General features: G+C 30.9%; 26 protein-coding genes, 1 tRNA gene and 7 pseudogenes. 18 read left to right on the forward strand and 16 right to left on the reverse strand.

What is annotated here, in order from left to right; all coding sequences use genetic code 11:
• Positions 1-139 precede the first annotated feature (139 nt).
• From dapF to JJC03_RS08955, 5 genes and pseudogenes are all read left to right on the forward strand, one after another.
• Entirely contained in the window at positions 140-922 is a 783-nt protein-coding gene (dapF, locus tag JJC03_RS08940; RefSeq protein WP_088398539.1) for a diaminopimelate epimerase, read from the forward strand.
• Between the two features lie 142 nt (positions 923-1,064).
• Positions 1,065-1,597: pseudogene (locus tag JJC03_RS08945) on the forward strand (GNAT family N-acetyltransferase).
• 12 nt (positions 1,598-1,609) lie between these two features.
• Positions 1,610-2,371: an endolytic transglycosylase MltG gene (locus tag JJC03_RS08950; RefSeq protein ID WP_309597628.1), complete on the forward strand. Its 762-nt coding sequence runs from the start codon at positions 1,610-1,612 to the stop codon at positions 2,369-2,371.
• A gap of 20 nt (positions 2,372-2,391) precedes the next feature.
• Positions 2,392-2,628, forward strand: a complete 237-nt coding sequence (locus JJC03_RS18795) for an endolytic transglycosylase MltG (RefSeq protein ID WP_309597629.1) — start codon at positions 2,392-2,394, stop codon at positions 2,626-2,628.
• Positions 2,629-2,900: 272 nt separating this feature from the next.
• Positions 2,901-3,545: a peptidoglycan-binding protein LysM gene (locus JJC03_RS08955; RefSeq protein ID WP_103714547.1), complete on the forward strand. Its 645-nt coding sequence runs from the start codon at positions 2,901-2,903 to the stop codon at positions 3,543-3,545.
• Here the strand turns inward: JJC03_RS08955 and JJC03_RS08960 are convergent.
• The 3 genes and pseudogenes from JJC03_RS08960 to dnaA form a co-directional block, all read right to left on the reverse strand.
• Positions 3,546-4,270: pseudogene (locus JJC03_RS08960) on the reverse strand (SAM-dependent methyltransferase).
• A gap of 128 nt (positions 4,271-4,398) precedes the next feature.
• Positions 4,399-4,863 (reverse strand): low molecular weight protein-tyrosine-phosphatase, encoded by a 465-nt coding sequence (locus JJC03_RS08965; protein ID WP_088398533.1) that lies wholly within the window; start codon positions 4,861-4,863, stop codon positions 4,399-4,401.
• Positions 4,863-6,289, reverse strand: a pseudogene (dnaA, locus tag JJC03_RS08970) (chromosomal replication initiator protein DnaA). The gene JJC03_RS08965 and the pseudogene dnaA overlap by 1 nt, the downstream one beginning before the upstream one ends.
• A gap of 196 nt (positions 6,290-6,485) precedes the next feature.
• Here dnaA and JJC03_RS08975 point away from each other — a divergent pair.
• On the forward strand, positions 6,486-6,887 hold the full coding sequence (locus tag JJC03_RS08975; RefSeq protein WP_088398531.1) for an acyl-CoA thioesterase: 402 nt from the start codon (positions 6,486-6,488) through the stop codon (positions 6,885-6,887).
• Here the strand turns inward: JJC03_RS08975 and JJC03_RS08980 are convergent.
• The 4 genes and pseudogenes from JJC03_RS08980 to ribD form a co-directional block, all read right to left on the reverse strand.
• Positions 6,884-7,493 (reverse strand): annotated as a pseudogene (locus JJC03_RS08980) (IMPACT family protein). The gene JJC03_RS08975 and the pseudogene JJC03_RS08980 sit on opposite strands and share 4 nt — an antisense overlap.
• A gap of 11 nt (positions 7,494-7,504) precedes the next feature.
• Positions 7,505-7,966: an HAD-IA family hydrolase gene (locus JJC03_RS08985; protein ID WP_309597630.1), complete on the reverse strand. Its 462-nt coding sequence runs from the start codon at positions 7,964-7,966 to the stop codon at positions 7,505-7,507.
• On the reverse strand, positions 7,948-8,148 hold the full coding sequence (locus JJC03_RS18800) for an HAD family hydrolase (protein WP_309597631.1): 201 nt from the start codon (positions 8,146-8,148) through the stop codon (positions 7,948-7,950). Before JJC03_RS18800 ends, JJC03_RS08985 begins: the two co-directional genes overlap by 19 nt.
• Positions 8,141-9,147 (reverse strand): annotated as a pseudogene (ribD, locus tag JJC03_RS08990) (bifunctional diaminohydroxyphosphoribosylaminopyrimidine deaminase/5-amino-6-(5-phosphoribosylamino)uracil reductase RibD). The gene JJC03_RS18800 and the pseudogene ribD overlap by 8 nt, the downstream one beginning before the upstream one ends.
• An 86-nt stretch (positions 9,148-9,233) precedes the next feature.
• Here ribD and JJC03_RS08995 point away from each other — a divergent pair.
• Positions 9,234-9,707 carry a GNAT family N-acetyltransferase gene (locus JJC03_RS08995; protein ID WP_235873081.1) on the forward strand — a complete coding sequence of 158 codons (474 nt, stop codon included), beginning with the start codon at positions 9,234-9,236 and terminating at the stop codon, positions 9,705-9,707.
• Positions 9,708-9,729: 22 nt separating this feature from the next.
• A pseudogene (prmC, locus tag JJC03_RS09000) lies at positions 9,730-10,583 on the forward strand (peptide chain release factor N(5)-glutamine methyltransferase).
• Between the two features lie 44 nt (positions 10,584-10,627).
• Here the strand turns inward: prmC and JJC03_RS09005 are convergent.
• Positions 10,628-11,875 (reverse strand): ABC transporter permease, encoded by a 1,248-nt coding sequence (locus JJC03_RS09005; RefSeq protein ID WP_235873082.1) that lies wholly within the window; start codon positions 11,873-11,875, stop codon positions 10,628-10,630.
• A 172-nt stretch (positions 11,876-12,047) separates the two neighbouring features.
• On the opposite strand from JJC03_RS09005, the gene hisS reads away from it, so the two are divergent.
• On the forward strand, positions 12,048-13,466 hold the full coding sequence (gene hisS / locus JJC03_RS09010) for a histidine--tRNA ligase (RefSeq protein WP_088398525.1): 1,419 nt from the start codon (positions 12,048-12,050) through the stop codon (positions 13,464-13,466).
• 58 nt (positions 13,467-13,524) lie between these two features.
• On the opposite strand, the gene xerD is transcribed toward hisS, so the two are convergent.
• Positions 13,525-14,427 (reverse strand): site-specific tyrosine recombinase XerD, encoded by a 903-nt coding sequence (gene xerD / locus JJC03_RS09015; protein WP_088398524.1) that lies wholly within the window; start codon positions 14,425-14,427, stop codon positions 13,525-13,527.
• 64 nt (positions 14,428-14,491) lie between these two features.
• Complete coding sequence (locus JJC03_RS09020) at positions 14,492-15,196, reverse strand: BT1926 family outer membrane beta-barrel protein (protein ID WP_088398523.1); 705 nt, start codon at positions 15,194-15,196, stop codon at positions 14,492-14,494.
• 185 nt (positions 15,197-15,381) lie between these two features.
• On the opposite strand from JJC03_RS09020, the gene JJC03_RS09025 reads away from it, so the two are divergent.
• Together JJC03_RS09025 and aroQ are read left to right on the forward strand one after the other, a co-directional pair.
• Complete coding sequence (locus JJC03_RS09025) at positions 15,382-15,927, forward strand: porin family protein (protein WP_088398522.1); 546 nt, start codon at positions 15,382-15,384, stop codon at positions 15,925-15,927.
• Positions 15,928-15,996: 69 nt separating this feature from the next.
• Entirely contained in the window at positions 15,997-16,413 is a 417-nt protein-coding gene (aroQ, locus tag JJC03_RS09030) for a type II 3-dehydroquinate dehydratase (RefSeq protein ID WP_088398521.1), read from the forward strand.
• Positions 16,414-16,442: 29 nt separating this feature from the next.
• On the opposite strand, the gene JJC03_RS09035 is transcribed toward aroQ, so the two are convergent.
• The 4 genes from JJC03_RS09035 to JJC03_RS09050 all read right to left on the reverse strand — a co-directional run bounded on the left by JJC03_RS09035 (position 16,443) and on the right by JJC03_RS09050 (position 19,638).
• Entirely contained in the window at positions 16,443-17,210 is a 768-nt protein-coding gene (locus JJC03_RS09035; protein ID WP_088398520.1) for a sulfite exporter TauE/SafE family protein, read from the reverse strand.
• A gap of 75 nt (positions 17,211-17,285) precedes the next feature.
• A complete protein-coding gene (gene murA / locus JJC03_RS09040; RefSeq protein ID WP_088398519.1) occupies positions 17,286-18,596 on the reverse strand; it encodes a UDP-N-acetylglucosamine 1-carboxyvinyltransferase in 1,311 nt (436 codons plus the stop codon).
• A gap of 33 nt (positions 18,597-18,629) precedes the next feature.
• Positions 18,630-19,349: a DUF4290 domain-containing protein gene (locus JJC03_RS09045; protein WP_088398518.1), complete on the reverse strand. Its 720-nt coding sequence runs from the start codon at positions 19,347-19,349 to the stop codon at positions 18,630-18,632.
• A 1-nt stretch (position 19,350) separates the two neighbouring features.
• A complete protein-coding gene (locus JJC03_RS09050; protein ID WP_088398517.1) occupies positions 19,351-19,638 on the reverse strand; it encodes a DUF493 family protein in 288 nt (95 codons plus the stop codon).
• Between the two features lie 243 nt (positions 19,639-19,881).
• Here JJC03_RS09050 and JJC03_RS09055 point away from each other — a divergent pair, with 243 nt between their 5' ends.
• From JJC03_RS09055 to JJC03_RS09075, 6 genes and pseudogenes are all read left to right on the forward strand, one after another.
• Positions 19,882-20,427, forward strand: coding sequence for an AAA family ATPase (locus JJC03_RS09055; RefSeq protein WP_088398516.1), 546 nt, complete (start codon positions 19,882-19,884; stop codon positions 20,425-20,427).
• 45 nt (positions 20,428-20,472) lie between these two features.
• On the forward strand, positions 20,473-21,543 hold the full coding sequence (locus JJC03_RS18805) for a RecQ family ATP-dependent DNA helicase (protein WP_309597632.1): 1,071 nt from the start codon (positions 20,473-20,475) through the stop codon (positions 21,541-21,543).
• Positions 21,515-22,366, forward strand: coding sequence for a RecQ family zinc-binding domain-containing protein (locus JJC03_RS18810; protein WP_309597633.1), 852 nt, complete (start codon positions 21,515-21,517; stop codon positions 22,364-22,366). Before JJC03_RS18805 ends, JJC03_RS18810 begins: the two co-directional genes overlap by 29 nt.
• Positions 22,366-23,315, forward strand: a pseudogene (fmt, locus tag JJC03_RS09065) (methionyl-tRNA formyltransferase). The gene JJC03_RS18810 and the pseudogene fmt overlap by 1 nt, the downstream one beginning before the upstream one ends.
• A 173-nt stretch (positions 23,316-23,488) precedes the next feature.
• Positions 23,489-23,764 carry an HU family DNA-binding protein gene (locus JJC03_RS09070; protein WP_014165082.1) on the forward strand — a complete coding sequence of 92 codons (276 nt, stop codon included), beginning with the start codon at positions 23,489-23,491 and terminating at the stop codon, positions 23,762-23,764.
• A gap of 117 nt (positions 23,765-23,881) precedes the next feature.
• A complete protein-coding gene (locus JJC03_RS09075) occupies positions 23,882-24,442 on the forward strand; it encodes a YqgE/AlgH family protein (protein WP_088398513.1) in 561 nt (186 codons plus the stop codon).
• Here JJC03_RS09075 and JJC03_RS09080 read toward each other — a convergent pair.
• Both JJC03_RS09080 and JJC03_RS09085 read right to left on the reverse strand, forming a co-directional pair.
• Positions 24,439-25,251, reverse strand: coding sequence for an aminotransferase class IV (locus JJC03_RS09080; protein WP_088398512.1), 813 nt, complete (start codon positions 25,249-25,251; stop codon positions 24,439-24,441). The two genes, JJC03_RS09075 and JJC03_RS09080, sit on opposite strands and share 4 nt — an antisense overlap.
• A gap of 45 nt (positions 25,252-25,296) precedes the next feature.
• Positions 25,297-25,689 carry an START-like domain-containing protein gene (locus JJC03_RS09085; protein ID WP_088444716.1) on the reverse strand — a complete coding sequence of 131 codons (393 nt, stop codon included), beginning with the start codon at positions 25,687-25,689 and terminating at the stop codon, positions 25,297-25,299.
• Between the two features lie 309 nt (positions 25,690-25,998).
• On the opposite strand from JJC03_RS09085, the gene JJC03_RS09090 reads away from it, so the two are divergent.
• A tRNA-Met gene (locus tag JJC03_RS09090) sits at positions 25,999-26,072 on the forward strand.
• The last annotated feature ends 103 nt before the right edge of the window (positions 26,073-26,175 follow it).

The following is a 26,175-nucleotide window of genomic DNA, read 5'->3' on the forward strand; positions in this document are numbered from 1 at the left end:
AATATTTATATCTTTGGTAGGTTTATGAAGGATTCTGATATTTGTTCCTTAAAATTAACATCAATAAATAATTAGGAAGAACACATAATAATAATCAATTGATTTTAGTATTTACCCATTATATATAAATCTTAGATACATGAAACTTACATTTTATAAATACCAAGGAACGGGAAATGATTTTGTCATTTTAGATAATCGTGATTTAACTTTTCCCAAAAATGATACCAAACTTATCCATTTTCTTTGTGATAGGCGTTTTGGGATAGGAGCTGACGGATTAATGCTATTGGAAAATGACAATTCGACAGATTTTAAAATGGTTTATTATAATGCTGATGGGAATGAAAGTTCAATGTGTGGTAATGGAGGAAGATGTCTTGTAGCATTTGCAAAAAAAATGGGAGTAATTAATGATGTAACCACTTTTATAGCTGTAGACGGTGTACATCATGCAAGTATAATAGAAGAAAACATAGTTTCGTTACAAATGATAGATGTACAATCGATACAAGTGACATCAGAATATGTGTTCTTAAATACAGGATCTCCGCATCACGTTCAAGAAGTAAGTAATTTAAAAGAATTAGATGTTAAAACAGAAGGAGCTAAAATTCGGTATAGTGATTTATACGGGAAGGCAGGAAGTAATATTAACTTTGTATCTCAAAAGGGAGAAAACGATTTTATTATTAGAACTTATGAAAGAGGGGTAGAGGATGAAACCTTATCTTGTGGTACAGGGGCAACAGCCGTGGCATTAGCAATGTTTCATTTAGGAAAATCCACCTCAAATAAAATTGGAATTCAAGTTGAAGGAGGTAAATTACAAATCGCATTTGAAAAAGATGTAAAGGGTTATAAAAATATTCATTTAATAGGACCCGCTCAATTTGTTTTTCAAGGAGAAATTGACATTTAGTCTCTTTAATTTTTTAATTGTGTTTTTTATATATAGATAATGATAAAATTACCTCAACTATCATTTTTATAAATATTACTTTTGCTCTTATTTTTTATTATTATATAAAATTTAAATTGTTTAAAATAGCACCTTTAATATTATGTCAACACTGAAAGGAGATAAAGTTTTTTTACGAGCATTAGAACCCGAAGATTTGTCCTTTATTTATAAAATTGAAAATGAAGAGTCTATTTGGGAGGTCAGTAATACTCAAACTCCTTATTCCCGTTTTTTAATTAAACAATATCTTGAAAACGCACATCAAGATATTTATCAAGCTAAGCAGTTGCGCTTAGCAATATGTGAGTTAGGCTCTTATAAGCCAGTTGGTTTAATTGATTTGTTTGATTATGATCCTAAAAATCATAGGGCAGGAGTAGGAATAGTAATTAAAAATGCTATATATAGAAATAAAGGATTAGGGGGGAAGCCTTACAGTTATTAGTTAATTATGCGTTTTTACATTTACAATTGCATCAATTGTATGCAAATATTGGCTGTTCAAATGAAGCTAGTTTAAAGCTTTTTACTAATTTTGGTTTCCAAAAAATAGGAGTCAAAAAAGATTGGATTTTTCAAGATGGAAATTATCGAGATGAACTCCTCTTTCAATTAATCAATCCAAATTATTAAAAACGAATTATTTTGAACAAAAAAGTATTTTTAGGGTTAGGGCTAGTAGGACTAGTATTGGTTGTTTTTGTTTATATCAAAGCCTTTACAAGTAATACAAAATTTACAGAAAAAGAAAAGTATGTTTTTATCCCAACTGGAGCTACGTATAAAGAAGTAATTAAAATTCTTACACCTGAAGTAGCTGATATAGAAAATTTTAAATTTGTTGCAGAAAAACGCTCGTATGATCAAAATGTTTTTCCAGGGCGGTTTTTGTTAAAAAAAGGAATGGGAAGTTTTCAGATTGTAACAGCCTTACGTCATAATATTCCATTAAGTCTCTCTTTTAATAATCAGGAAGTTATTGAAAAATTAGTTTCTCGTATAGCAGGGCAAATTGAAGCTGATAGTCTGAGTCTTATGAATGCGATACAAGACCCAACTTTTTTGAAAAAAAATGGATTAACAACAGATAATGTACTAGGGATTTTTATACCCAATACCTATGAAATAAAATGGAATATTGGAGCTGAAAAATTCAGAGATAAAATGTTAGAAGAATACCATAAATTTTGGAATTCAGAGCGTATAGCAAAAGCAAAAGCTTTGGAGCTTACACCAGAACAGGTTATTGCTTTAGCTTCTATAGTTCATAAAGAATCCGTAAAAGAAGATGAGCGACCAAGAGTGGCTGGAGTTTATTTAAATAGATTAAAGTTAGAAATGCCTTTACAAGCTGACCCTACTATTATTTTTGCTATCAAAAAAATGCACATGATTTTGATCAAATAATTAAAAGAGTAAAGGGAGATATGTTATTTGTAAATTCACCATATAACACCTATAAAAATATAGGGTTGCCACCAGGTCCTATTGCCATGCCTGATATTTCAGCAGTAGAAGCTGTTTTATCTCCAGAAAAACATGATTATATATATTTTTGTGCTAGTGTAGATCGTAAAGGATATCATGATTTTGCAGTTACTTATGAAGAGCATCAAATAAATGCAAAAAAATATGCAGAATGGGTAAATAAATTAGGGCTGTAATTCTTTAAAATATATTTTTAAAATGCAATCTTGCCTCAGGTAAGATTGCATTTTTTATATAATCTTATTTTTAAAAAAGAAGAATAAAAAAAATAGTAGAAAAAATTCTACTACAGTATTTATGGGCTTTTTGGTTAATAATCAAAAAGTTAACAAATGTTTTTGTTGCGTATCTTGTTTTTAATTGTAAATTTGCAGGGTTAATTTTTTAGCGATGATAGTGTGAGTAACATATTTTAATACTGCACTTAGTTGAAAAGAAATTTATTTTTATGACAAAAAAACAAATATTCTATTTTGGATTATTTGGCTCAATCGTTCTTTTGAGTTCAGGTTTTAGACCTTTTAAAGTGGAAATGTATCCTTGGTTACATTCCCTTGAAAGAGGAGATCGGTATACGGTACCCATGGAGGTAGAAGTGGGGCAGAGGTTTTTTGATGTGCCTTTTACAGGTAAAACGTTTGTTGGTTTTACCCAAAGTATAGGGGCAAGAGAGTCCCAAGGAATATACAATATAGTAAATTCATTAGGTTATCTAGGAAAGTATCAATTTGGATCAGAAACACTTGCCGCACTAGGAATACAGGATCAAGCTTCTTTTCTACAAAGTAAAAAACTGCAAGAAAAAGCCTTTTTAGCTAATTTAGCAAGGAATAAATGGGAACTTCGTCGAGAGATTGCTAATTATTCAGGTACCGAAATTAATGGTATTCCTATTACCGAATCAGGAATTTTAGCAGCAGCCCATCTAGGAGGTGTAGGTTCTATAAAAAGATTTCTAAGAACTAAAGGAGGGCGGAAATTTAAAGATGGCTATGGTACTTCAATAACAGAATATCTAAGAGAATTTGCAGGGTACGACACAAGTTCTGTGGAACCAAACAAAAAGGCAAAAGCCCAACATTATACTTTTTGATTAATAGTGTTTGTGAATAATGAAAATAGAAGGTCGGTTGTGTAAATCGACCTTTGTTTTTTCCATTCTTTTATGGTTAGTGTTTTTATGTATTCAGTAGGTAGTGTAAGGTCGCATGCAATACATAAACTAGTATTAGGTTGTAAGATTTGAATTAAATCTTCTAATAATTTGTTGTTTCTGTAAGGTGTTTCGATAAAAAGTTGAGATTGTTTTTTGTCAAAAGATAATTTTTCAAATCCTTTTAAAGCTTGTTTTTTTTCTCCTTTGTCTATAGGTAAATATCCATTAAAAGCAAAACTTTGACCATTCATGCCAGAAGCCATTAAAGCTAGTAGGATTGAGCTTGGTCCGACTAAAGGAACTACTTGTATACCTTTTTCATGTGCAAGTTTTACTATGGCAGCACCAGGATCAGCTACGCCAGGGCATCCTGCTTCACTCATTAGGCCGATATTCTGACCACTTAATAAAGGTTGAATGAATTGAATATGGTCAGATTCCTGAGTATGTTTGTTAAGAGTGTTAATGATTAACTCTGGTTGCTTTTTTCAGGATGAATTGCTTTGATAAAACGACGAGCTGTTTTTTTCATTTTCAACAATATAATGATTTATAAAATCAATGCTTCTCTTAACTGTATAAGGTAATACATCTTCAGGATTTATTTCACCTAAAGTTGTGGGTATTAGATATAATTTTCCAAGAAAAGTTGCTGGTTTCATAGATTTTGTATTCTTTTGTTGAAAATGTATTTTATTATGGACAAAGATAGAATAAAAGAAATTGGTAGAAGTGTTGCAATTGGTTTTTTAATCCTTTTATTTGTGTTTGCAATGGTATTTAAGGGCTTTTAAGAGCTCTTTTTTTCTAATTTGTTAGCAATATTCTGACAAGCTTGGTCTAACATATCAAAAACATGTTCAAAACCATCTTGCCCTCCATAGTAAGGGTCTGGTACATCAAGATTTTTGCCAGGAAATACTTCTTCTAGAATTAATTGTACCTTCTTTTTTTGATTTTCTGTTATGGCTTGATTGATTACATCTTTGTAATTTTGGTTATCCATTACAAAAATTTGATCAAAAATGTCAAAATCTGATTTTTGGAATTTTCGCGCTCTTTGTTGACTAATGTCAATTCCTCGGCTACGTGCTGTTTGTATAGAGCGTTTGTCAGGTTGTTCTCCGGTGTGCCATCCTCCAGTTCCAGCTGAATCTATTAAGTAGGTTTTGGGTAGCTTAGATTTTAATATTCCTTCGGCCAATGGGGAACGGCAAATATTCCCCAAACATACCATCAAGATTTTTTTAGACATTATAACGAAAGTTTTTTGTTGATATCATCTACAAACTTTTTAAACTGTTTGTCTGTTGTGAGTAAATTGTCAACAGTTTTACAAGCATGTAATACAGTAGCGTGGTCGCGATCTCCTATTTGAGATCCAATATTTGCTAAAGAGGCTTTAGTGTATTTTTTTGCAAAAAACATAGCTAATTGGCGTGCTTGTACTACATGGCGTTTACGTGTTGTAGATTGTAATGTGGCAACATCTAATTGGAAATAATCAGATACAACTTTTTGAATATAGTCAATAGATATTTCTCTTTTTACATTTTTAACAAATTTTTCAACTACTTGTTTGGCTAAATCAATTGTAACTTCTTTTTTGTTAAACGAAGATTGTGCTATTAATGAAATAATAGCGCCTTCTAGTTCTCGCACATTAGATTTTATATTTCGAGCTACATATTCTATAATATCTTCTGGCATTTCAACACCATCTCGGAATAAAATGCTTTTTACAATTGCTACACGAGTTTCATAATCAGGCTGATTTAACTCTGCAGATAATCCCCATTTAAAGCGTGATAATAAACGTTGTTCAATATCTTGCATATCAACAGGGGCTTTATCAGAAGTTAGTATTACTTGTTTTCCGTTCTGATGGAGGTAATTAAAAATGTGGAAAAAAACATCTTGTGTACCTGCTTTACCTGATAAAAATTGAACATCGTCAATAATCAATACATCTATTAGTTGGTAGAAATGTATGAAATCATTACGTGTGTTTTTCTTGACAGAATCAATGTATTGTTGAGTGAATATTTCAGCAGAAATATATAAAACAGTTTTTTCTGGATGTTTTTCTTTTATTTCTACACCTATGGCATGAGCAAGGTGTGTTTTTCCTAATCCCACTCCTCCAAAGATTAATAATGGATTAAAAGAAGTTCCTCCTGGTTTATTAGCTACTGCCATACCAGCACTTCTTGCAAGACGATTAGAGTCTCCTTCAAGAAAATTGTCAAAACTGTAATTAGAATTTAACTGAGAGTCAATTTTAATGTTACGTATTCCGGGATGATAAAAGGATTTTTTAACTCTGGATTTTTTTGTTGTACAGGTACATCTATTTCCTGTGTTTTTACAGGAGCTTTATCAGCACTCGGAATTTGTTGTGTAAACGGAAGTTTATTCCCATAAGGGTTTTCCATTTTAATTTTATATAGTAACTTCGCGTTTTTCCCTAGTTCTTTTTGTAATGCTACCTTTAATAATTTCACATAATGCTCTTCAAGCCATTCGTAAAAGAATTTTGAAGGAACTTGAATGTACAGTGCGCTATCAGTAAGCTCTACCGCTTTGATAGGCTCAAACCAAGTTTTATAAGCTTGCTCCTGGATGTTATCTTTTATAAATAAAAGACAGTTTGCCCATACTGATTCAGCGGTTTTGTTCATTGTGTGCATTCTTATTGTGTTAATTTTTAAGGTTTTACTTGACAAAATTAAGGTCAAGATTTGGGGTTCATTGGGATAGCAAAGATGGTTGATAAAATTCTTTAAAAAAATTTTTTTAGTCTTGACTTTGTAGAAATTTTATTGTAAGAATTAAATTTTGACTTTAAGTAAAACGTAAAAAAGTAAGATAAATAGTATGAAAATTTTTGATATTCAAGTACGTGTTCGTTATGCAGAAACGGATCAAATGGGAGTGGTTTACCACGGTAATTATGCGCAATATTTTGAAATGGGGCGAGTGGAATGGCTTAGAAATCTGGGGGTTTCTTATAAATGGATGGAGGAAAAAGGGGTTATGTTGCCTTTAGTGTCATTAAGTATGAATTATAAAAAGCCAGCACGTTATGATGATCTCTTGACCATTAGAACTATTTTTAAAAGTCAGACTTCTGTGAAGCTAGAATTTGACTATGAAATTTATAATGAATCAGATGAGTTATTAACAACGGCCAACTCTTTATTAGTGTTTGTAGATGCTAAAACAGGGAAACCAATAATGCCTCCTGAGTATTTAGAAGGCTTATTGAATTTTTCTTAAAATTCAGTTATTGTTACTTCAAAAATTGACGAAAAAATGCCAAAAATCATTTCGGCATTTTTTTGTCGTGTTGAAATAATGAGTTCGCAGCTTTCTTCCATTTTTTGGGAAACAATGTTGATGTCTTTTTCTTTTATGACTCTCATGACTTTATTCATATTCTTATAATCAAAATTTACTTTGTATAGAATATCAATTGTTTTTTTCAATGAGAGAAGAGGCTTCTAAAGCCATTTTAGCGCTTTCTCTATAAGCAGAAACTAATCCGCCAACTCCTAGTTTGATACCTCCAAAATAACGAACTATAATAACAAGTACATTTGTTAGCTCGAATGATTGGATTTGACCATATATAGGCATTCCTGCGCTATTGTTAGGCTCGCCATCATCATTTGCACGATAATGTTTTTGAGTTGTGCCTAATTGCCAAGCATAACACCAGTGTCGAGCAGCGTAATGTTTTTTCTTTAAGCCTTCTAAAAGGGTTTTGATTTCCTCTTCATTCGTGATGGGGAAAGCATAACCGTAAAATTTACTATTTTTTTCTTTATATAAAACTTCAGGAGAAGCTTCTTTGAGCGTTATATAAGTATCTTCTGTATTCAAAAGTTATATTTTTAATACAAAATTATTGTTTTTGGAAATAAAAATGAATTAAAGAGGGATTTCTTTTTTGATAATAAGTTTGTTACATCTTCAGTGTCTGTTTGTAAATGCCACACGTGCATGCCCATTGAGGCTGCTGTTTCAATATTTGTTATCTCATCATCTACAAATAAGGTGCGTTTTGGGGGTAGTTCGTGTTTTTTTAATATAAAATCAAAAGCTTCCTTTTCTGGTTTACGAAAACCTATTTCTGATGAAAAATATACTTTTTCAAAACATTGGTAAAACTCCCTAGCGAAAGTCATTCCAACACGATGTTCGAATTTAGCAATATGTATTTCATTTATATTACTTAAAAGGTAGAGTTTGTATTTGTGAGATAGTTTTTGTAAAAATTCAAGTCGAGATAAAGGGAAGTCTGTTATAACAGCATTCCAAGCAGTACGTATATCATCTATAGAAGCATTTGGCATTCTTTTTTTAGTTCAATCATAAAATGAACCTCTGTTATTTTTCCTTTTTCGAATTCTTGGTTGATTTGTTCGAAATCTTCATCCCATTCTGAAAGGCCTAATTCTTTTAGTGCTTTAAGAGAGGCATTTTTATCCAAATTCATAAAAACATTGCCGAAGTCGAAAATAATGTTGTTAATCATAATTTGAAAAAATTAAAAGTTCATTATTCAGTATCCTTTTACTTTTTACTTTTAGACTGGAAATTTGAGGGGCTTTAATACCTTCTATTAGAGTCTCTTTATTCTTGAAAATACGAGCTTCATCCCAGTAATTGTGTTCTATGAAATGTTGTAATGTTCGACTGCCTCCTTCAATTATGATTGATTGAATCTGATGTTGGTAGAGCCATTCAATTATAGAAGAAACGGAATTTTTATTGCTGTTTAATACTGTTTCATCTAGGATAAAGGTTGGGGCCGATCTATCAAATATAAGATTTTCTTTTGGAACTTTATTTTTTTTATCTAAAACTATTCTTATTGGGTTTATTCCTTTCCAGTCTCTGGCGCTTAGTTGTGGATTGTCGTCAATAGCTGTTTGAGTTCCTATTAAAATAGCTTGTTCTTCTGTTCGCCATTTATGAGTTAATTGTCTACTGTATTGATTGCTAATCCATATGGGTTTTTGAATCTCTTTTTTAAGAGGGGCAATGAAACCATCTGTTGTTTCAGCCCATTTTAAAATGATATAAGGTCGTTTTTTTTGATGAAAAGTAAAGAAACGTTTATTTAGTTCTTGACATTCTTTTTCTAGAATGCCTATGATTACTTCGCAACCAGCATCTTTAAGTTTTTGTATTCCTGCACCACACACCTTAGCAAAAGGATCTACAGTGCCTATTACAACTTTAGGAATTTTATGCTTAATGATTAAGTCAGCGCAAGGGGGGTTTTCCCAAAATGGCTGCAAGGTTCAAGACTAACATAAATTGTTGACTGGCTTAAAAGATTTTTGTCTTTTGTTGAGTTGATTGCATTTACCTCAGCATGTGCCTCACCTGATTTTTGGTGCCAGCCTTCTCCTATGATTAAATTATTGTGTACAATTACACTTCCTACTAAAGGGTTAGGATACGTAGTGCCTAATCCATTTTTAGCTAATTCTATACAGCGGGATATATATTTTTGATGTATCTTCACCACACAAAAATAATAAAATGATTGCTTAAAAATAAGAAGTATATAAGATTTTGGATTTTCAAAAATTTGTTTTAAACTAATAGGATATGATTCGATTAATAAAGAAAGAGGATAATAGCGAAATTGCAACTCTAATTCGATCTGTTTTGGATGAGTATAAAGTACCTAAAGAAGGAACTGCCTATGAAGATCCACAATTAGACACCATGTATGAAACTTATCAAATGGCTCGATCTGCATATTTTGTGTTAGAGCTTTCAGGAAAAATAGTAGGTTGTGCTGGTGTAGCTTCATTACAAAATGGGACTACTGAAGTATGTGAATTACAAAAAATGTACTTTTTGCCCTCTGTAAGAGGAAAAGGATGGGGGACAAAGATGATGAAGGTTTGTCTTGCTAAGGCAAGTTTATTAGGGTTTGAGAAATGCTATTTAGAAACGTTGCCTACTATGGAAAATGCTCAAAAGTTATACCTAAAATCAGGGTTTGTCTATTTGTCTGAGCCTATGGGGTCTACTGGTCATTCTGCTTGTTCTGTTTGGATGTTAAAAGAATTATAAATTAGTGAAAGGATAAGATAATATGTTATTACGAGAATATAAAATACAATTTGCCGAAGAGTTATTAAAAATTTATGAAGAACAGGAAATAGAAAGTTTTTTTAATCTTTTATTAGAAGCTTTTCATAGTATGAAGCGAATTGATTTTGCTTTGAATCCTAATTTAGAGTTAGATGCTTTGCAGTTATTACAATGGGAAACAGTTTTAGATCAATTAAAACAAGAGAAACCGATACAGTATATTTTAGGAGAAACGGATTTTTATGGAATGCCTTTTTATGTTAATGAACATACCTTAATTCCTAGACCAGAGACAGAAGAATTAGTAGATTGGATTATCAAAATTATATCAGAAACTAAAAAAGATCAAAAAATTAAGGTTTTAGATATAGGAACAGGAACAGGATGTATTGCTGTTTCATTGGCTAAAAATTTACAAATGGCAGAAGTTTATGCAATGGATGTTTCATTAAAAGCGCTTGAAGTTGCAAAAAGAACGCTAAAAGAAACGAAGTAACTATAGAGTTTATCCATCAGGATGTATTAAATTTAGAAGATTTAGGTTTGATATTTGATATTATAGTTTCTAATCCTCCTTATATTAGAAATTTAGAGAAGGTAGAAATAAAGAAAAATGTTTTAGATTATGAACCTCATTTAGCATTATTTGTTCAAGATGCAGATCCGTTAATTTTTTATAGAAAAATAGCGCAATTAGCACAAGGAAGTTTGAGACAGGGAGGCTGTCTTTTTTTTGAAATTAATCAGTATTTAAGTAAAGAAATGATCGAACTTATGAAGGAATTACATTTTCAAAATATTAATCTTCGCGTTGATATATATGGAAATGATAGGATGTTATTAGGGCAGAAATAAGTTTTGTAAAAATGTTTTTACTTTAATAAAAAAACAGGAATGAATTATTCATATCTTAAGGCTTCTATAGGGTCTAGTTTAGATGCTTTAAAAGCAGGATAAGAGCCTGAAATGATCGCTACTATAAAGCATACAATAAATGCAGAAATAATAGCGATCCAGGGAATTACAAAGTCAAAATCCAATAAAGTAGCGAATCCATAGCCTATTAATATCCCTCCTAGAGTGCCAACTAATCCTCCTAATTGGCCAATTACTAAGGTTTCCATGAAGAATTGAAATGCTATAGTGCTTCTTTTAGCACCTAAAGCTTTTCGGGTTCCGATTTCACGAGTTCGTTCTGTAACAGAAACGAGCATTATGTTCATAAGTGCTATAGAGGATCCAAAAATGGTTATAATTCCTATAACCCAAGCAGATATATCAAGATAAGAAGTTAAATTAATTATTCTTCTAATGAGATCATCACTTCTGGATATTCCAAAATTATCATTTTCTACAGGGTTTAATTTTCTAATGATCCGCATTTTTAATATAGCATGATCTATTGCAGGATCTAGAAAATCCTTTCGAGTAGTCATTATGCTAATTGTATAATTTATATTCGGGGAACTAAAAAGGGAACGAGCAAGTTGTAAAGGAATTAAAACTCTTAGATCTTGATTGTTTCCAAAGCTAGATCCTTTTTCTTTTAAAATACCAATTACCTTGAATTTAGCACCTCGTACACTAATAATTTTATCTAAAGGATTAATATTAGCGAAAAGTTTTTTTTCAAAATCAGCGCCTAATAAACATACAGGATGATTGTTAGTAATGTCAAAGGCTGAAAAGTTTCGACCTTTTATAATTTCAAAACCTGTGTTTGCTATGTAATTCTCATCAACACCCAGTATACTTACTTCTGGATCTGTTTTTTTATTTTCGTGTTTTACTTCTGCAGTAGGTGTGGCAATAAAAAAAATGGAAGTATAGGTAAAAGGGAAATTGTATTTTTGTTTAAAAGATTCTGCCTGAGAATAAGTTATTATAGGATTTATTTTTTCACGTTGTTTTCCTCTTTTATGTCTTTTTATTTCGTCTTTATATTGGCTTATTGAGAATGTATTGGCTCCCATAGAAGTAAAATCTTTAGTAATAGTATTACTTAATACAGATACTACTGTTAATATGCCTACAAGTGCCATTATTCCTATGGCAATAATAAGTACCGTTAGCGTTGTTCGTAAAAATTGAGTACGAATAGCACTTAGTGCAATTTTTATATTCTCTTTTACTAATAATCCTACCATATGCTAATAAGTATCTTTAATCAAGTAAATGTTACAATTAAAACCAAAATTTTAGTTTTCCTTGAAAAAATATGATATTTGCAGTAGATAATAGTTTAGTGGTTTAAATCTTAATTACTTATTTGTTTAGATAAGCTAGATTATTTATAGTTTTAATTTAATATAAAAAAAAATGAAACCATCCATTCCAAAAGGGACTCGTGATTTTTCACCTTCAGAAGTAGCTAAAAGAAATTATATATTCGGTACGATTCGTAAACATTTTGAACGTTTTGGATTTCAGCCTATAGAAACTCCCACTTTTGAAAATGCTGAAACATTAATGGGGAAATATGGAGAAGAGGGAGATCGGTTGATATTTAAAATTTTAAATTCTGGTAATTATTTTTTTAATAGAAAGAAAATTGAATTACCAGCCACTATTGAGCAATTGCAGTTGAATTCAGCAGAAACTATTTCTAAAGAACAATTGATAGAATTAAATCAATTTACTAATAGAATTTCTGAAAAAGCATTACGTTATGATTTAACTGTTCCTTTTGCCCGTTATGTGGTGCAACATCAGAATGAAATAGAATTTCCGTTTAAAAGATATCAAATTCAGCCAGTTTGGAGAGCTGATAGGCCTCAAAAAGGACGTTTTAGAGAGTTTTATCAATGTGATGCTGATGTAGTTGGATCAACTTCTTTATGGCAAGAAGTTGAATTAGTTCAGTTATATGATGCTGTTTTTAGTGATTTGGGATTAAAGGGAGTAACTATAAAAATTAATAACCGTAAGATTTTGTCCGGTATAGCAGAAGTAATAGGAGCTTCTGATAAATTAATTGATTTTACTGTAGCTTTAGATAAGTTAGATAAAATAGGAGCGGATGGGGTGAAAAAAGAAATGCTTGAAAAAGGTATTTCTGAAGATGCAATTAAAAAAGTTCAACCTTTATTTAACTTTATAGGGACAATAACCGAAAAAATTGAAAAACTTTCAGAATTATTAGCCTCTTCTGTTGAAGGAATGAAAGGAGTAGAAGAGTTACAGTCTATTTGTCAAAAAGTGTTAACTCTAGGTCTTCAAGAATCTAATTTAGATTTAGATGTTACACTTGCTCGTGGATTAAATTATTATACAGGTGCTATATTTGAGGTTTCGGCTCCAGAAGGTGTTAGTATGGGATCTATTGGTGGTGGTGGAAGATATGATGATTTAACAGGTATCTTTGGACTTAAGAATATGAGTGGTGTAGGAATTTCATTTGGTTTAGATCGAATTTATTTAGTTGTAGAGGAACTAGGATTATTTCCTGAAACAGTTACAGCTAATTCTAAGGCAATTTTTTTGAATTTTGGGTCAGAAGAAGCTTTGTTTTCAATGAAAGCAATAGCTAAATTACGTCAAAAAGGCATAAAGGTAGAGATGTATCCTGATTCAGTAAAGATTGGGAAACAGTTTCAATATGCTGATAAAAGGAATATACCATATGCTATTCTTGTGGGGGGAGAGGAAATGAAAAAGGATCAATATAATTTAAAAAATCTTCAGACAGGAGAGCAGAAAACTGTTTCGTTTGATGAATTGGTAACTAATTTAAAATAATTAGATAAAGAGAGTGTTCTAAAATATGATAAAAAATAGGACACTCTTTTGATTTTGATTATGATTGACTTCTAGGATGGTACTTTTGAAGGACTTGATTTAAATGAGTGCGGTCAAGGTGCATATAGATTTCTGTTGTAGTAATGCTTTCATGTCCTAGCATTAATTGAATAGATCGTAAATCAGCACCATTTTCTAATAAATGAGTGGCAAATGAATGTCTGAATGTGTGTGGGCTAATAGTTTTCTTTAAATTTATTTTTTTTGCTAAATCTTTAATGATTGTAAAAATCATTGCACGTGTCAGTTGTTTTCCCCTTCTGTTAAGAAATAAAGTGTCTTCATCTCCTTTTTGAATGTTAAGGTGACAACGAATTTGACTTTTGTAGATTGTGATGTATTTTTGAGTTAATTCACTTATCGGGACAAAACGTTGTTTGTTGCCTTTTCCTGTTATTTTTATAAAACCTTCTTCAAAAAATAAATCAGAAATTTTTAAAGAGGTTAGCTCTGATACCCTAAGTCCGCAGCTATAAAGGGTTTCTAATATGGCTCGATTACGTTCTCCTTCAGGGGTAGATAGATCAATTGCGTTAATTAAACTGTCAATATTTTCAATACTAAGGGTGTCAGGTAATTTTCTTCCTAATTTTGGACTTTCTATTAGTTCTAAAGGATTGTCTTGTCTGTAATTTTCAAAAATAAGATAGTTGAAAAAGCTTTTTAATCCGGAAATTAAACGAGCTTGACTTCTAGGGGTGATGTTATTGGCTATGTGATAAATAAAATCTTGAATGATTTCTTCTTTAATAGTTACAGGAGAGTAGTCTAAATTGTATTCTGTAAGATATTGTATTAATTTCTCTATATCCAACGTGTAATTTTCAATAGAGTTTTTTGAGAGTGCTCTTTCTAGCTTTAGATAATGTTGGTAATCTTTTAGAAGATTTTGCCAATTCATAAGTTAGTTTGTTAAAAAAATAAACCTCGGATATTATCCGAGGTTTACGATGACTTTATGTTAATTAGAATTGGAAACCTAATTTTAAACCACCAATTGCATTAGTATATGTGTTAGAAGTTTTTCCTTCACCTGTTTTGTTAACTGTAGTTGTGTTACCAATTACTGTAGTTGTTTCAACAGCATCTTGTGTTCCAGCATTGTAACCTAATCCAACCTCTACTCCAAGGTATAATTTTTTAGTGAAATAGTAATCAGCACCTACTGTAGCTCTAATACCAAAAGTAGAAGAACCATTACCTATTATTCCTAAATTGTTAACTGCACCAACTTGTGTCATAGAATCGTTACTGTTTGATCGAGTAACTTTGTATTCAGCTCCAGTAAAACCAAAAACAATATCAGCTCCTACATAAGTTGATAGACGATCTGTACCAGCAAAATGCTTTTCAGCTCCTAATGTAATAACTCTATTAGTTGTTCTAGCAACTTCAGTTGTTGTAAATTCTGTAGGTAAACCTTGGTTAGTAATGTTGTTTTGTTCTCTTTTGTTACTACCTAAACCTAAACCAGCTCTAACTGCTAAATCATCTTTTATGAAATATCTGAATTTTGCAGCTCCATTAATAGTACCAAAATTAGTATCTAAAATACCTCCTGTTACACCAACTTCTGTTGTTAATGTACCTTTAATTGGTTTGTAAGATTCTTGTGCATTAGCAAAACCAAAAGCAAAAACTGCAGCAGCAGTTAATAAAATTTTTTTCATTTCTAGTTAATTTAATTTTTTGCAAATTTATAGAAAAATTCAGACATTTTTTTAGTTTTTAGAAGAAAAAAGTTTAAAGTGTAATGAGTTGATTTTTAAGTATATTTTTTGTAACTTCTACTTTTAGAATTTTACAAGCTATTTTTTGTAGTTAAATAGTTATTTTAATTTAAAATTGTTGACATATGAAAACAGAATTGAAATCATTTATTGTTATACTTTTCCTATTCGCTTCTTTTATGACAAGAGGACAGTTGTTAACGTTTGGTATAAAAGCAGGTGCAAATTATGCTAATTTTAAAAGTACTACTTTGCAAACTAAGGCATTAACAAGTTACCATGCTGGTTTGCTCGCTGAAATAAAAGTCTTAGGAGGTTTAAGTTTTCAACCCGAGTTATTGTATTCTACACAAGGTGCTACTTATGATAATGCCTTTCAGGAAATCAAGTCAGAGTTAGGTTATATTTCATTACCACTTATGGCTAAAATAAGTTTAGGTAGAACATTAAGTTTAGAATTAGGACCTCAGTTTTCTTGGTTAGCCTCTAAGAAGGTAGATTGGCAAACGGATGTGAAAACACTTGATTTTAGTGCTAATGCAGGATTAGCTGTTAAGCTTACAGATCATCTTTTTGTTCAAGGAAGATATATTTTAGGATTAACAGAAATTGGTAAAAATGCAGATATAAAAAATAGTGTAGGACAAATTTCTTTAGGAATTTTGTTTTAGTTAAAGATGAAGGAATAAAACTATTCTGGATAAGAACTATTTTTTTATTTTTACAGAAACCTAATTTTGATGAAAATATATATAATTAATGGTCCTAATTTGAATTTATTAGGTCGTAGAGAACCTGAGATTTATGGAACGGCTACATTTGAAGATTTTTTTGATCAATTAAAAGAACTTTATCCACTTGTAGAATTGTCTTATTTTCAGAGTAATATAGAAGGAGAGCTTATAGATAAGTTGCAAGAAGTTGGTTTTGATTATGATGGAATTATACTAAATGCAGGTGCTTATACACATACTTCTATAGGTATAGGAGATTGTATAAAAGCAATTCCTACTCCCGTAATAGAAGTTCATATATCCAATACTTTTTCAAGAGAAGAATTTCGACATCAATCCTATATTTCACCTAATGCTATAGGGGTTATTTTAGGTTTTGGATTACAGAGTTATGAATTAGCATTGAAAAGTTTTATTAAATAATTTTTAAACTATAGTTATCAATTCAAAAATTATTTAATAAAAATATCATAACTTAATCGGATTAGAGTTCCAATAACAACTGTTAAAAAGAAAATTCTGATTAACTGGTTTCCTTTTTGTATTGCTAGTTTAGCGCCTATCCATCCTCCAATGCCATTACAAATAGCCATGGGGATTGCTATGATCCAAATAATTTTTCCTTTTGAAATGAATAAGCATAGTGAGCCCATATTAGATGCTATGTTGATTAATTTAGCGTGTGCAGATGCGTGTAAAAAATCAAGCCCTAAAATAACGATGAAAGAAACAATTAAAAAACTTCCTGTTCCAGGTCCTATGAAACCGTCATAAAAACCTATTAAGCTACTTATAATGGAACCAAGAATAAGAAAGTAACTTTTTGAAATATCTTTAGGTTTGTGATTGCCGAAGTCTTTTTTTAGAAAAGTGTAAATAGCTAATATTATTAATATGAATAAAAGTAAAGGTTTTATGAAATCGTTACTAACTAGTGTTAGTAGATAAGATCCAAAAAAAGCACTTACACAAGAAAAAAGTCCCATGATGAGCAAAGGTTTCCAGTGCATTTTAACATTTTTTAAATAATGAACAGCTGCAATAGAAGTTCCTGTAATAGCGGGTACTTTTAAAGAACCTATTAAATTAGCAATAGGACTATTAGGAAGTAATATTAAGGCTATAGGTGTTTGAATAAGTCCTCCTCCGCCTGCAATAGCATCAATGAGTCCTGCTATAAATGAAGCAAAGCAAAGCAGGATAATGATATAAGTTTCCAAAGTGAGTTCTAGTTTGATTTCTAGTTCAGGCTCTAGTCGCGAAAAGAATACCGCGACTACAGCCTGAGTGGTAAATTATGCTCTTATAATATTTGCGCCCAAGGCTCTTAATCGTTCATCAATACGTTCATAACCTCTGTCAATCTGCTCAATGTTTTGAATTGTACTAGTTCCTTTTGCGGTTAAAGCTGCAATTAATAAAGAAATACCAGCTCTAATATCAGGTGAACTCATGGTGGTTGCTTTTAGTTGTGACTGAAAATTATGTCCCATTACAACAGCTCTGTGTGGATCACATAACATTATCTTTGCTCCCATGTCAATGAGTTTGTCAACGAAGAATAGACGACTTTCAAACATTTTTTGATGGATTAATACATCTCCTTTTGCTTGAGTAGCAACAACTAATATAATGCTTAATAGGTCAGGAGTAAAGCCTGGCCAAGGAGCGTCAGCTATTGTTAAAATAGAACCATCAATATCTGTTTTGATTTCATATCCATCTGTGTGAGCTGGAATATATATATCATCACCTTTTTTCTCAATAGTGATACCTAGTTTTCTAAAAACATTAGGTATAACACCAAGGTTTTCCCAACTTACATTTTTTATTGTAATTTCACTTCTTGTCATGGCGGCAAGTCCTATCCATGAACCTATCTCAATCATGTCTGGTAAAATGTGGTGCTCACAGCCTCCTAACGATTCCACTCCTTCTATAGTTAATAAGTTTGAACCAATGCCGCTAATTTTAGCCCCCATTGCATTTAACATTTTACACAGTTGTTGTAAGTAGGGTTCGCAAGCAGCATTATAAATTGTAGTGATGCCCTCTGCTAATACCGCAGCCATAACAATATTTGCAGTTCCAGTAACAGAAGCTTCATCTAGTAGCATGTAAGTACCTTTTAGTCTTCCATCTATTTCTACTCCATAAAAATGATCTGCTCTTTCGTATCTAAACTTTGCTCCTAAATTTATAAAACCTTCAAAATGGGTGTCTAAACGACGACGACCAATTTTATCCCCTCCTGGTTTTGGAATATAGCCGCAGCCAAAACGTGCTAATAAAGGACCTATAATCATGATAGAGCCACGAAGACTTCCTCCTTCTTTTTTGAAAGTTTCTGTTTTTAAATAATTTATGTTTACTTCGTCTGCTTGAAAGGTATAATCACCAGGACCATTTTTTTGAATTTTAACACCTAAATTTCCTAGTAAAGAAATTAATTTGTTAACATCAATAATGTCAGGTATGTTAGTTATTCGTACTTTTTCAGAAGTTAAAAGTACTGGGCATAAAACTTGTAGGGCTTCATTTTTAGCACCTTGTGGTTGAACGTTTCCTTTAAGAGGTTTTCCTCCTTCAATTTTAAAAGTTCCCATGTTTTGAGTTGAAAGTTATGGAGCTGTCGGCTCTTAGTTATTTTTTTTAAAAGGTCTTTTTTGTTGAATACTTTTCTGATTCTTATTATGCTTACCGTTGTTATTATTATTGTTATTACTTTGCATCTTGTTAGATGTTCTTTTATTGGTACGCATTAAATCTTGGGTGTTAGAAAGCTCTTCGTTAGCAGAAGAAAGATTTATTTTTCCACCAGATAATTCATATAAATGTTCAAATATAACAGTATCCGTTACACTATCCTTATTCCAACTTAAATAACATTTTTTCATATGATTTGCAATCACGCGAATTAAAGCATTTTTAAGATCACCGTCTTCCCATTCGTTTGCTTTGGCTATCATATAAGTAATATTATTGCCGTAAAAACGATATTTTGGAAAGTTTTGAGGATAAGGTAGCGGTGCAGCTTTCATATTTATTACCTCACGAGTAGGGATTGGGTAAGGAGAATCAACATCTAATTTAAAGTCAGACATGATAAAAAGTTGATCCCAAAGTTTGTGTTGAAAGTCAGGAACGTCACGTAAATGAGGATTCATTCCTCCCATAACTCCAATGATATATTTTGCTAGTTTATTACGTTCCTCTCGGTTTTCAACCGCAATTGCTTGGTCAATCAAGCTATGAAGATGACGTCCATATTCTGGTATAGCAAGAGGTTTCCTTTCAGAGTTGTACTCTAAAAAATGAATTGCTCCTAAAACTTGATCTGCATTAAATTTTGTACTCATCTTATAATGAAATTATCCCTTCGATAGTTGACACTTCTTGGTATTTTTTTATGATCTCTTCTGCATTGGGCATTACTACATCAACGGATATACTAGTAAAAGTCCCGTTTTTTGATTGACGGGTATCTATTACAGCTCCCATGCAGTCAAAAGCTTTTTCTACTGCACTTATCTTATTTGTGTCAGTAGGAACTATAAATTTATATAAATATTTTGAAGGCCAAACTTTATTTACAGCATTTAATTCCTCTTTTAATCGAATATAAAATTCAGTGGTTTTTTTATCCATCTTCTACATTATAAATATAGGCAAATATAATCTTTTTAATGGTTTTTTCTAAGGATCAAAATTTACTTTGTTTTTTATTGATCTCTTGAATATAAATTAACTCCTTTAAGTCTAAAATTTTAGTATTAAGTAAGGAGTTATTATGGGAAATTATTATAAATTAAGATATACTTCTGGTAAGTATTATTTTCATTTTTAAAAAACAAATAGTTTGATTAAGTTTGCGTCCTTGAAATTGATGTTTTGAAAAGAGGAATTGTTGTAATTACAGGAGGTCCTGGTACAGGTAAAACTACTATTATCAATAGCTTAGTTGAAAAAGGATATGTTTGTTATCCCGAGATTTCGCGTGAGGTAACTTTAGAGGCTAAAAAACAAGGAGTTGATCAATTGTTTTTGACAGAGCCGTTATTGTTTAGTCAAATGTTGTTAGATGGGCGTCTTAGGCAGTTCCAAAATGCACGAAATGAAGAAAATCATTTGGTTTTTATTGATCGAGGGGTTCCTGATGTATTAGCTTATATGGACTTTATAGGTGATCAGTATCCTGAGCATTTTGATGTTCAATGCCATGAAACACGTTATGATACTGTTTTTGTTTTACCTCCGTGGGAAGATATATACATAAGTGATGAAGCGAGGTATGAAAATTTTGAACAAGCTAAGGTTATTTATGAGCATTTAAAACTTACTTATCAAAAATATGGATATCAATTAATCGAAGTTCCTACAGGAACAGTAGAATATCGTGTTGATTTTATTTTTAACCAGCTCAAAGTAATTGGATAAGTTTGTTAAAGTTATTAACTTTAACCTGATTTAAATAGTTAACTTTTGCAAAAAGCATTACAAATTCTTCAAAAATATTGGGGATATGATAGTTTTAGGTCTGTACAGGATGAAGTCATCCAGTCAGTTCTAGAAGGTCATGATACGTTTGCTCTTCTTCCTACTGGAGGAGGGAAATCTTTGTGTTTTCAGGTTCCAGCAATGACTACTGATGGTTTATGCCTCGTCGTATCGCCTCTAGTTGCCTTAATGAAAGATCAAGTTAATCAACTTCAAAAAAGAGGGATTAAGGCAATTGCTTTAACAGGAGGGACACATGTAGATGACCTTATACAGTTGTTAGATAATTGCCAATTTGGAAATTATCGTTTTCTGTATTTATCACCAGAAAGATTAGAGCAAGATTGGGTTTTAGACCGTATTAAAAGTTTACCAATTAATTTAATAGCAATAGATGAAGCTCATTGTGTCTCTCAATGGGGGCATGATTTTAGACCTTCCTATTTGAAAATTAATATATTAAAAAAAGCTTTTCCTAAAATTCCTTTTATAGCACTTACAGCCTCCGCAACACCAGAAGTTCAAGATGATATTTTAAAAAATCTAGGACTCGTTAATCCTAAAATTTTTAAAAAATCATTTTTACGTGATAATTTGAGTTATCATATTATAAAGTCTGAGGATAAACTTTATAAAATTCAACAGATTTTACTTAAAAATCCGGAACCATCTATCCTGTATGTTAGGAATAGAAAATTATGTTTAGATTATGCAAACCAGTTAAATGCTTTAGGTTTTAATGCAACTTATTATCATGGAGGTTTATTGCCTAAAGATAAAAGTAAAAATATGGAATCATGGATGAATGAAAGTTCTTCTATTATGGTTGCAACTAATGCTTTTGGGATGGGGATAGATAAATCTAATGTAAAGACTGTAATACATGTTAATTTACCCGAAAACTTAGAAAGTTATTATCAAGAGGCAGGTAGAGCAGGTAGAGGAGGTCAAAAAGCCTTTGCTATTATGATTGCATCTGCCAATGATGTAATTCATGCAGAAGAGCAATTTATAAATGTTTTGCCTGATGTGTTTTTTTTTAAAAGAAGTATATAAAAAATTATCAAATTATTTTCAAATACCTTATGGAGAAGGGATTAATGAAGAATTTACTTTCAGTTTAAATCGTTTTTGTATACATTATAATTTTCCTGTTTTAAAAACTTTTAATGCTTTACAATTTTTAGATAGACAAGGAATTATTTCACTTTCTAATGAACAATCTGAAAAGGTGCAACTTCAGTTTGTAATTGAATCAAAAGAAGTAATACGCTACATAAGTCTTCATCCTGAAGAAGAAGCTATTATCACGGCTATTTTAAGAAATTATCCTGGTATTTTTGAAATTCAAACGAATATAAATACTTCTTTTGTCGCAAAACAAGCATTTTGTAAAGAAGAAAATGTTTTAGATTTACTACATAAGCTTAAAGATAAAAATATAGTACAGTTATTAATTATTCAAAATGAGTCTAAAATAGCTTTTTTAGAAGTACGAGAAGATGATCGTACTATAAATAGAGTGGCAAAATATCTAGAAAAACAAAATCTTACAAAAAAAAGTCAATTAGCAGCAGTTATAGCTTATGTAAATGATGAAATTCAATGTAAAAATAAGTTATTGCTCACTTATTTTGGAGAAACAGGAGTTGTGGATTGTGGAAATTGTTCTTATTGCCTAAAAAAAAATAAAACAACTTTTAACAGAGAAACATTAACGAAAGAGTTGATCGGGTTACTAAAAAATCAAGCGTTGAGTTCTCGCCAAATTTTAGAAAAAATAAACATAGAAGAAAAAATACTTTTTGAAGTTTTAAAGGAAATGTTAGAGTATAATATGATCGAGTTAGATCATAAAAACCAATTTATTCTTAAATAATGAAATCATTACGAATTGTTTTTATGGGAACGCCAGAATTTGCTGTTGGAATTTTGGATGCCATTGTAAAAGAAAAAAAATATGAAGTAGTAGGAGTTGTTACAGCTCCTGATAAACCTGCAGGTAGAGGGCAAAAAATTAAATATTCAGCGGTTAAAGAATACGCATTAGAAAAAGGGCTTCGTCTATTACAACCAACAAATCTTAAAGATGAGTTTTTTTAAAAGAATTAAGCTCTTTAGATGCAAATCTGCAAGTTGTAGTAGCATTTCGTATGTTGCCTGCTCTTGTTTGGAAAATGCCAGAATTAGGAACCTTTAATCTTCATGCTTCTCTATTACCAGAGTATAGAGGTGCGGCACCTATTAACTGGGCTATTATTAATGGTGAAGCAAAAACAGGTGTTACTACTTTTTTTATTGATGATAAGATTGATACAGGGGCAATGATTTTAAGTAAAGAAACCTCTATTTTGCCAAATGAAAATGCAGGAGCATTACATGATCGTTTGATCAAATTAGGTTGCGAAGCAGTTGTAGAAACTTTAGAGAAAATAGCAAATAATAATGTAACGACTGTTTTGCAAAAAGATTTGCCTGAAATGAAAACAGCATACAAATTAGATAGAGATAATTGTAAAGTTGATTTTGATAGAAGTATAGATGCTGTTTATAATCAAATTAGAGGTTTAGCGCCATATCCTGCAGCGTATTGTACTTTTGTTGATCAAGAAGAGCAATGGAGTGTAAAGTTATATGAAGTAGAAAAAGAAGATACTCTACATGAATTACCAATAGGGAAAGTAGAGTGTACAAAAAAAGAAATTCGTATTGCTTTAAAAGGAGGTTTTTTAAATGTAAAATCATTACAATTTCCAGGAAAGAAGAGGATGAATGCTTCAGAGTTACTAAATGGAATGCGTTTTTCAGAATATTTAAAAGTAGAATAATCTTATATTTAAATCAGTATTTTCTGTCAAAAAATATTTTTACCTTACTTTTAGAGTGTCTTTTGTTGTAAAAATAAATAAAAAAGAGTTAAAAATGTTGTGTGGTAAGGAAATCCTACTAAATTTGTGGGGCTTAGAATTAATATTAACCTATCAATTAATAACTAATTATTATGAACAAATCAGATTTAATCGATGCTATGGCTGCTGATGCAGGAATTACTAAAGCTGCTGCAAAAGCTGCATTAGAGTCATTTTTAAGTAATGTTGAAGGAACTTTAAGTAAAGGTGGTAAAGTTGCTTTAGTAGGTTTTGGATCATGGTCAGTGTCTACAAGAGCGGCTAGAGAAGGAAGAAACCCTCAAACTGGTAATACTATTAAAATTGAAGCTAAAAACGTAGTGAAATTTAAAGCAGGTGCAGAATTAGAAGGAGCTGTTAATAAATAATAGTTTTTTAAATATTATATAAAAAGCCACGTAAAATCGTGGCTTTTTTATTTTTTTATAATTATATTTTGTTTATAAATATTTTATTTGTTAAATTTAGTTAAAAAAATAATAAGTATGATAGCAATTAAACCGCAAAAAGGGCATTTGTTAATAGCCGAACCTTCTATTATAGGTGACTTATCTTTTAACAGATCAGTGGTTTTGCTCGCTGATCATAATGAAGAAGGTTCAGTAGGTTTTATATTAAATAAACCATTAAATTATACTATTAAAGATTTAATTCCTGAAATTTCAGCTTCTTTTGTAATATATAATGGAGGGCCTGTTGAACAAGATAATTTGTATTTTATACATAATGTACCTCATTTAATTTCAGGAAGTATAGAAATAGCATCGGGAATTTATTGGGGAGGAGACTTTCAGCAAACGAAAGAGCTTATAAATAGTGGGAAAATAAGTAGAAATAATATACGTTTTTTCTTAGGGTATTCAGGATGGGATGCAGAACAATTACAAAGTGAGTTACAGTCTCATTCATGGATCATTTCTGAAAATGATTTGAGCAATAATATAATAGGTAAATCCTCGTCTGATTTTTGGAGAGAAAAAATAATAGAACAAGGAGGGGAGTATTTAGTATGGTCAAATGCTCCCGAGAATCCTATCTATAATTAATCTAATCGAATCTTGATATTTAGTTTTGAAGTTAATAGCTCAGATGTAGAGGTTTTATAGTCTTTTTTTCTATATTTTGTTATAGGTTGAATTCCTTTAATAACATTTGTTATAAACAACTCATCTGCTTTTTGTAATTCAAAAGAAGATATCGGTCTTTCCTCTATTTTTAAGGATTCAATATGTTGAGCAATTGTAAGCAGTTGTTTTCTCATTACTCCATTAATGCACCCTTCAGAAAGAGGAGGAGTTATTAAAGTATCGTCTTTAACCATAAAAATATTTCCATTTAATGCTTCAATTACATTTTTTTCATGGTTTAATAGTAAGCAATTGTCAAGGTTGTTTTCATTTGCGTAAATACTTCCTGTTATGTTTATTGTTCGATTGGTACTTTTAATAGTTGATAAAAGTTGCTTTGTTATAACAAAATCCTTGTATATGTCTACTTCATAAGTATTATTTGTTATAGTGTATATAGTGTTTTCTGATGAAATAGCAGTTGCAAAATAATCTACTTCATTTGTTTGTGGTAAATACAACCCTCCATTTTTTCTGAAAACATTAAATCGAACACGAGCAGATTTCTCTATGTTTAATTCTTTGACAGTTTTTAATATTTGATTTTCAAAATATTCTAGAGTAAATCTTAAAGGAATTTCCATTCTTAAAATACGCATAGATGCCATTAATCGAAAGTAATGGTCTTCTAAAAATAAAACTTTGTTGTCTAATACTTTTAAAGTTTCAAAGACAGCATCTCCATATAGAAAAGCTCTGTTGTCTTGTAAAGTTGAAAAAATGTCCATAAAAAAATCCCGATAAATCGGGACAAAGATAAGTTATATTCTTTTTTAAATAGAGCCTAAAACATGTTTTAAATCAGAAATTTGATTTTCCCAAAGCATTTTAGCTTCTGATAGATCATCTTCTTCAGCAAAATCCACTACCATTAAAGAAACATCTTTTGTGATGTCGTCTTCCAATATTCTTAGTTCAAAGTAATACTCTGTATCTTTATTTTCTTCATCAACCCATTTGAACTTAATTTTTTCACCTGTTTTTTTAGAAAAAATACGTGCTTTTTCTTCTGAGTCATCCCATTTGAATGTGAAGAAATCGCCTCTTGAATTAACGTTGTTAGCAAACCATTCTTGTAATCCAGATGGGGTTGAAATATATTGATATAACAATTGAGGAGATGAATGTATAGGAAACTCTAATTCGTATCGTATTTTGCTGTTCATAATGATTTTTTTTCGAAATATAGATAATATGAGTTACTAAAACAAGTAAAATGTTTTTTTTATTTATCTCTTGCATTAGAAGTTGTATTGTGGATTTAGTTATTTTTTAATAATAAAGAAGTTTTTAAAGAGTTATCTTTTATTCTGTCTAAATTTGTATGTTTTTTTATTTTTTAAGTTATTGTTTTACAGTGTTTTGTCTTTTTTTATTAAAAAAAATAAAAAAAAGTAGAAAAAAAGTTTGCACAACTTGAATTTAGTTGTAAATTTGCACTCGCATTCGGAAAGGATGTTACCAACGAAAAAAATGGCGAGGTAGCTCAGTTGGTTAGAGCGCAGGATTCATAACCCTGAGGTCACGGGTTCAACTCCCGTCTTCGCTACAAGGTTCTAAACCCACTCCCAATAAGGGTTTAGAACTTTTTTTATAAACACTTTCGAGACGCGTAATTTAGCAAACGGCAATGTAAACGGCAATGTAATTAC

It is taken from the genome of Flavobacterium oreochromis (genome assembly GCF_019565455.1).
Taxonomy (GTDB): Bacteria; Bacteroidota; Bacteroidia; order Flavobacteriales; family Flavobacteriaceae; genus Flavobacterium; species Flavobacterium oreochromis.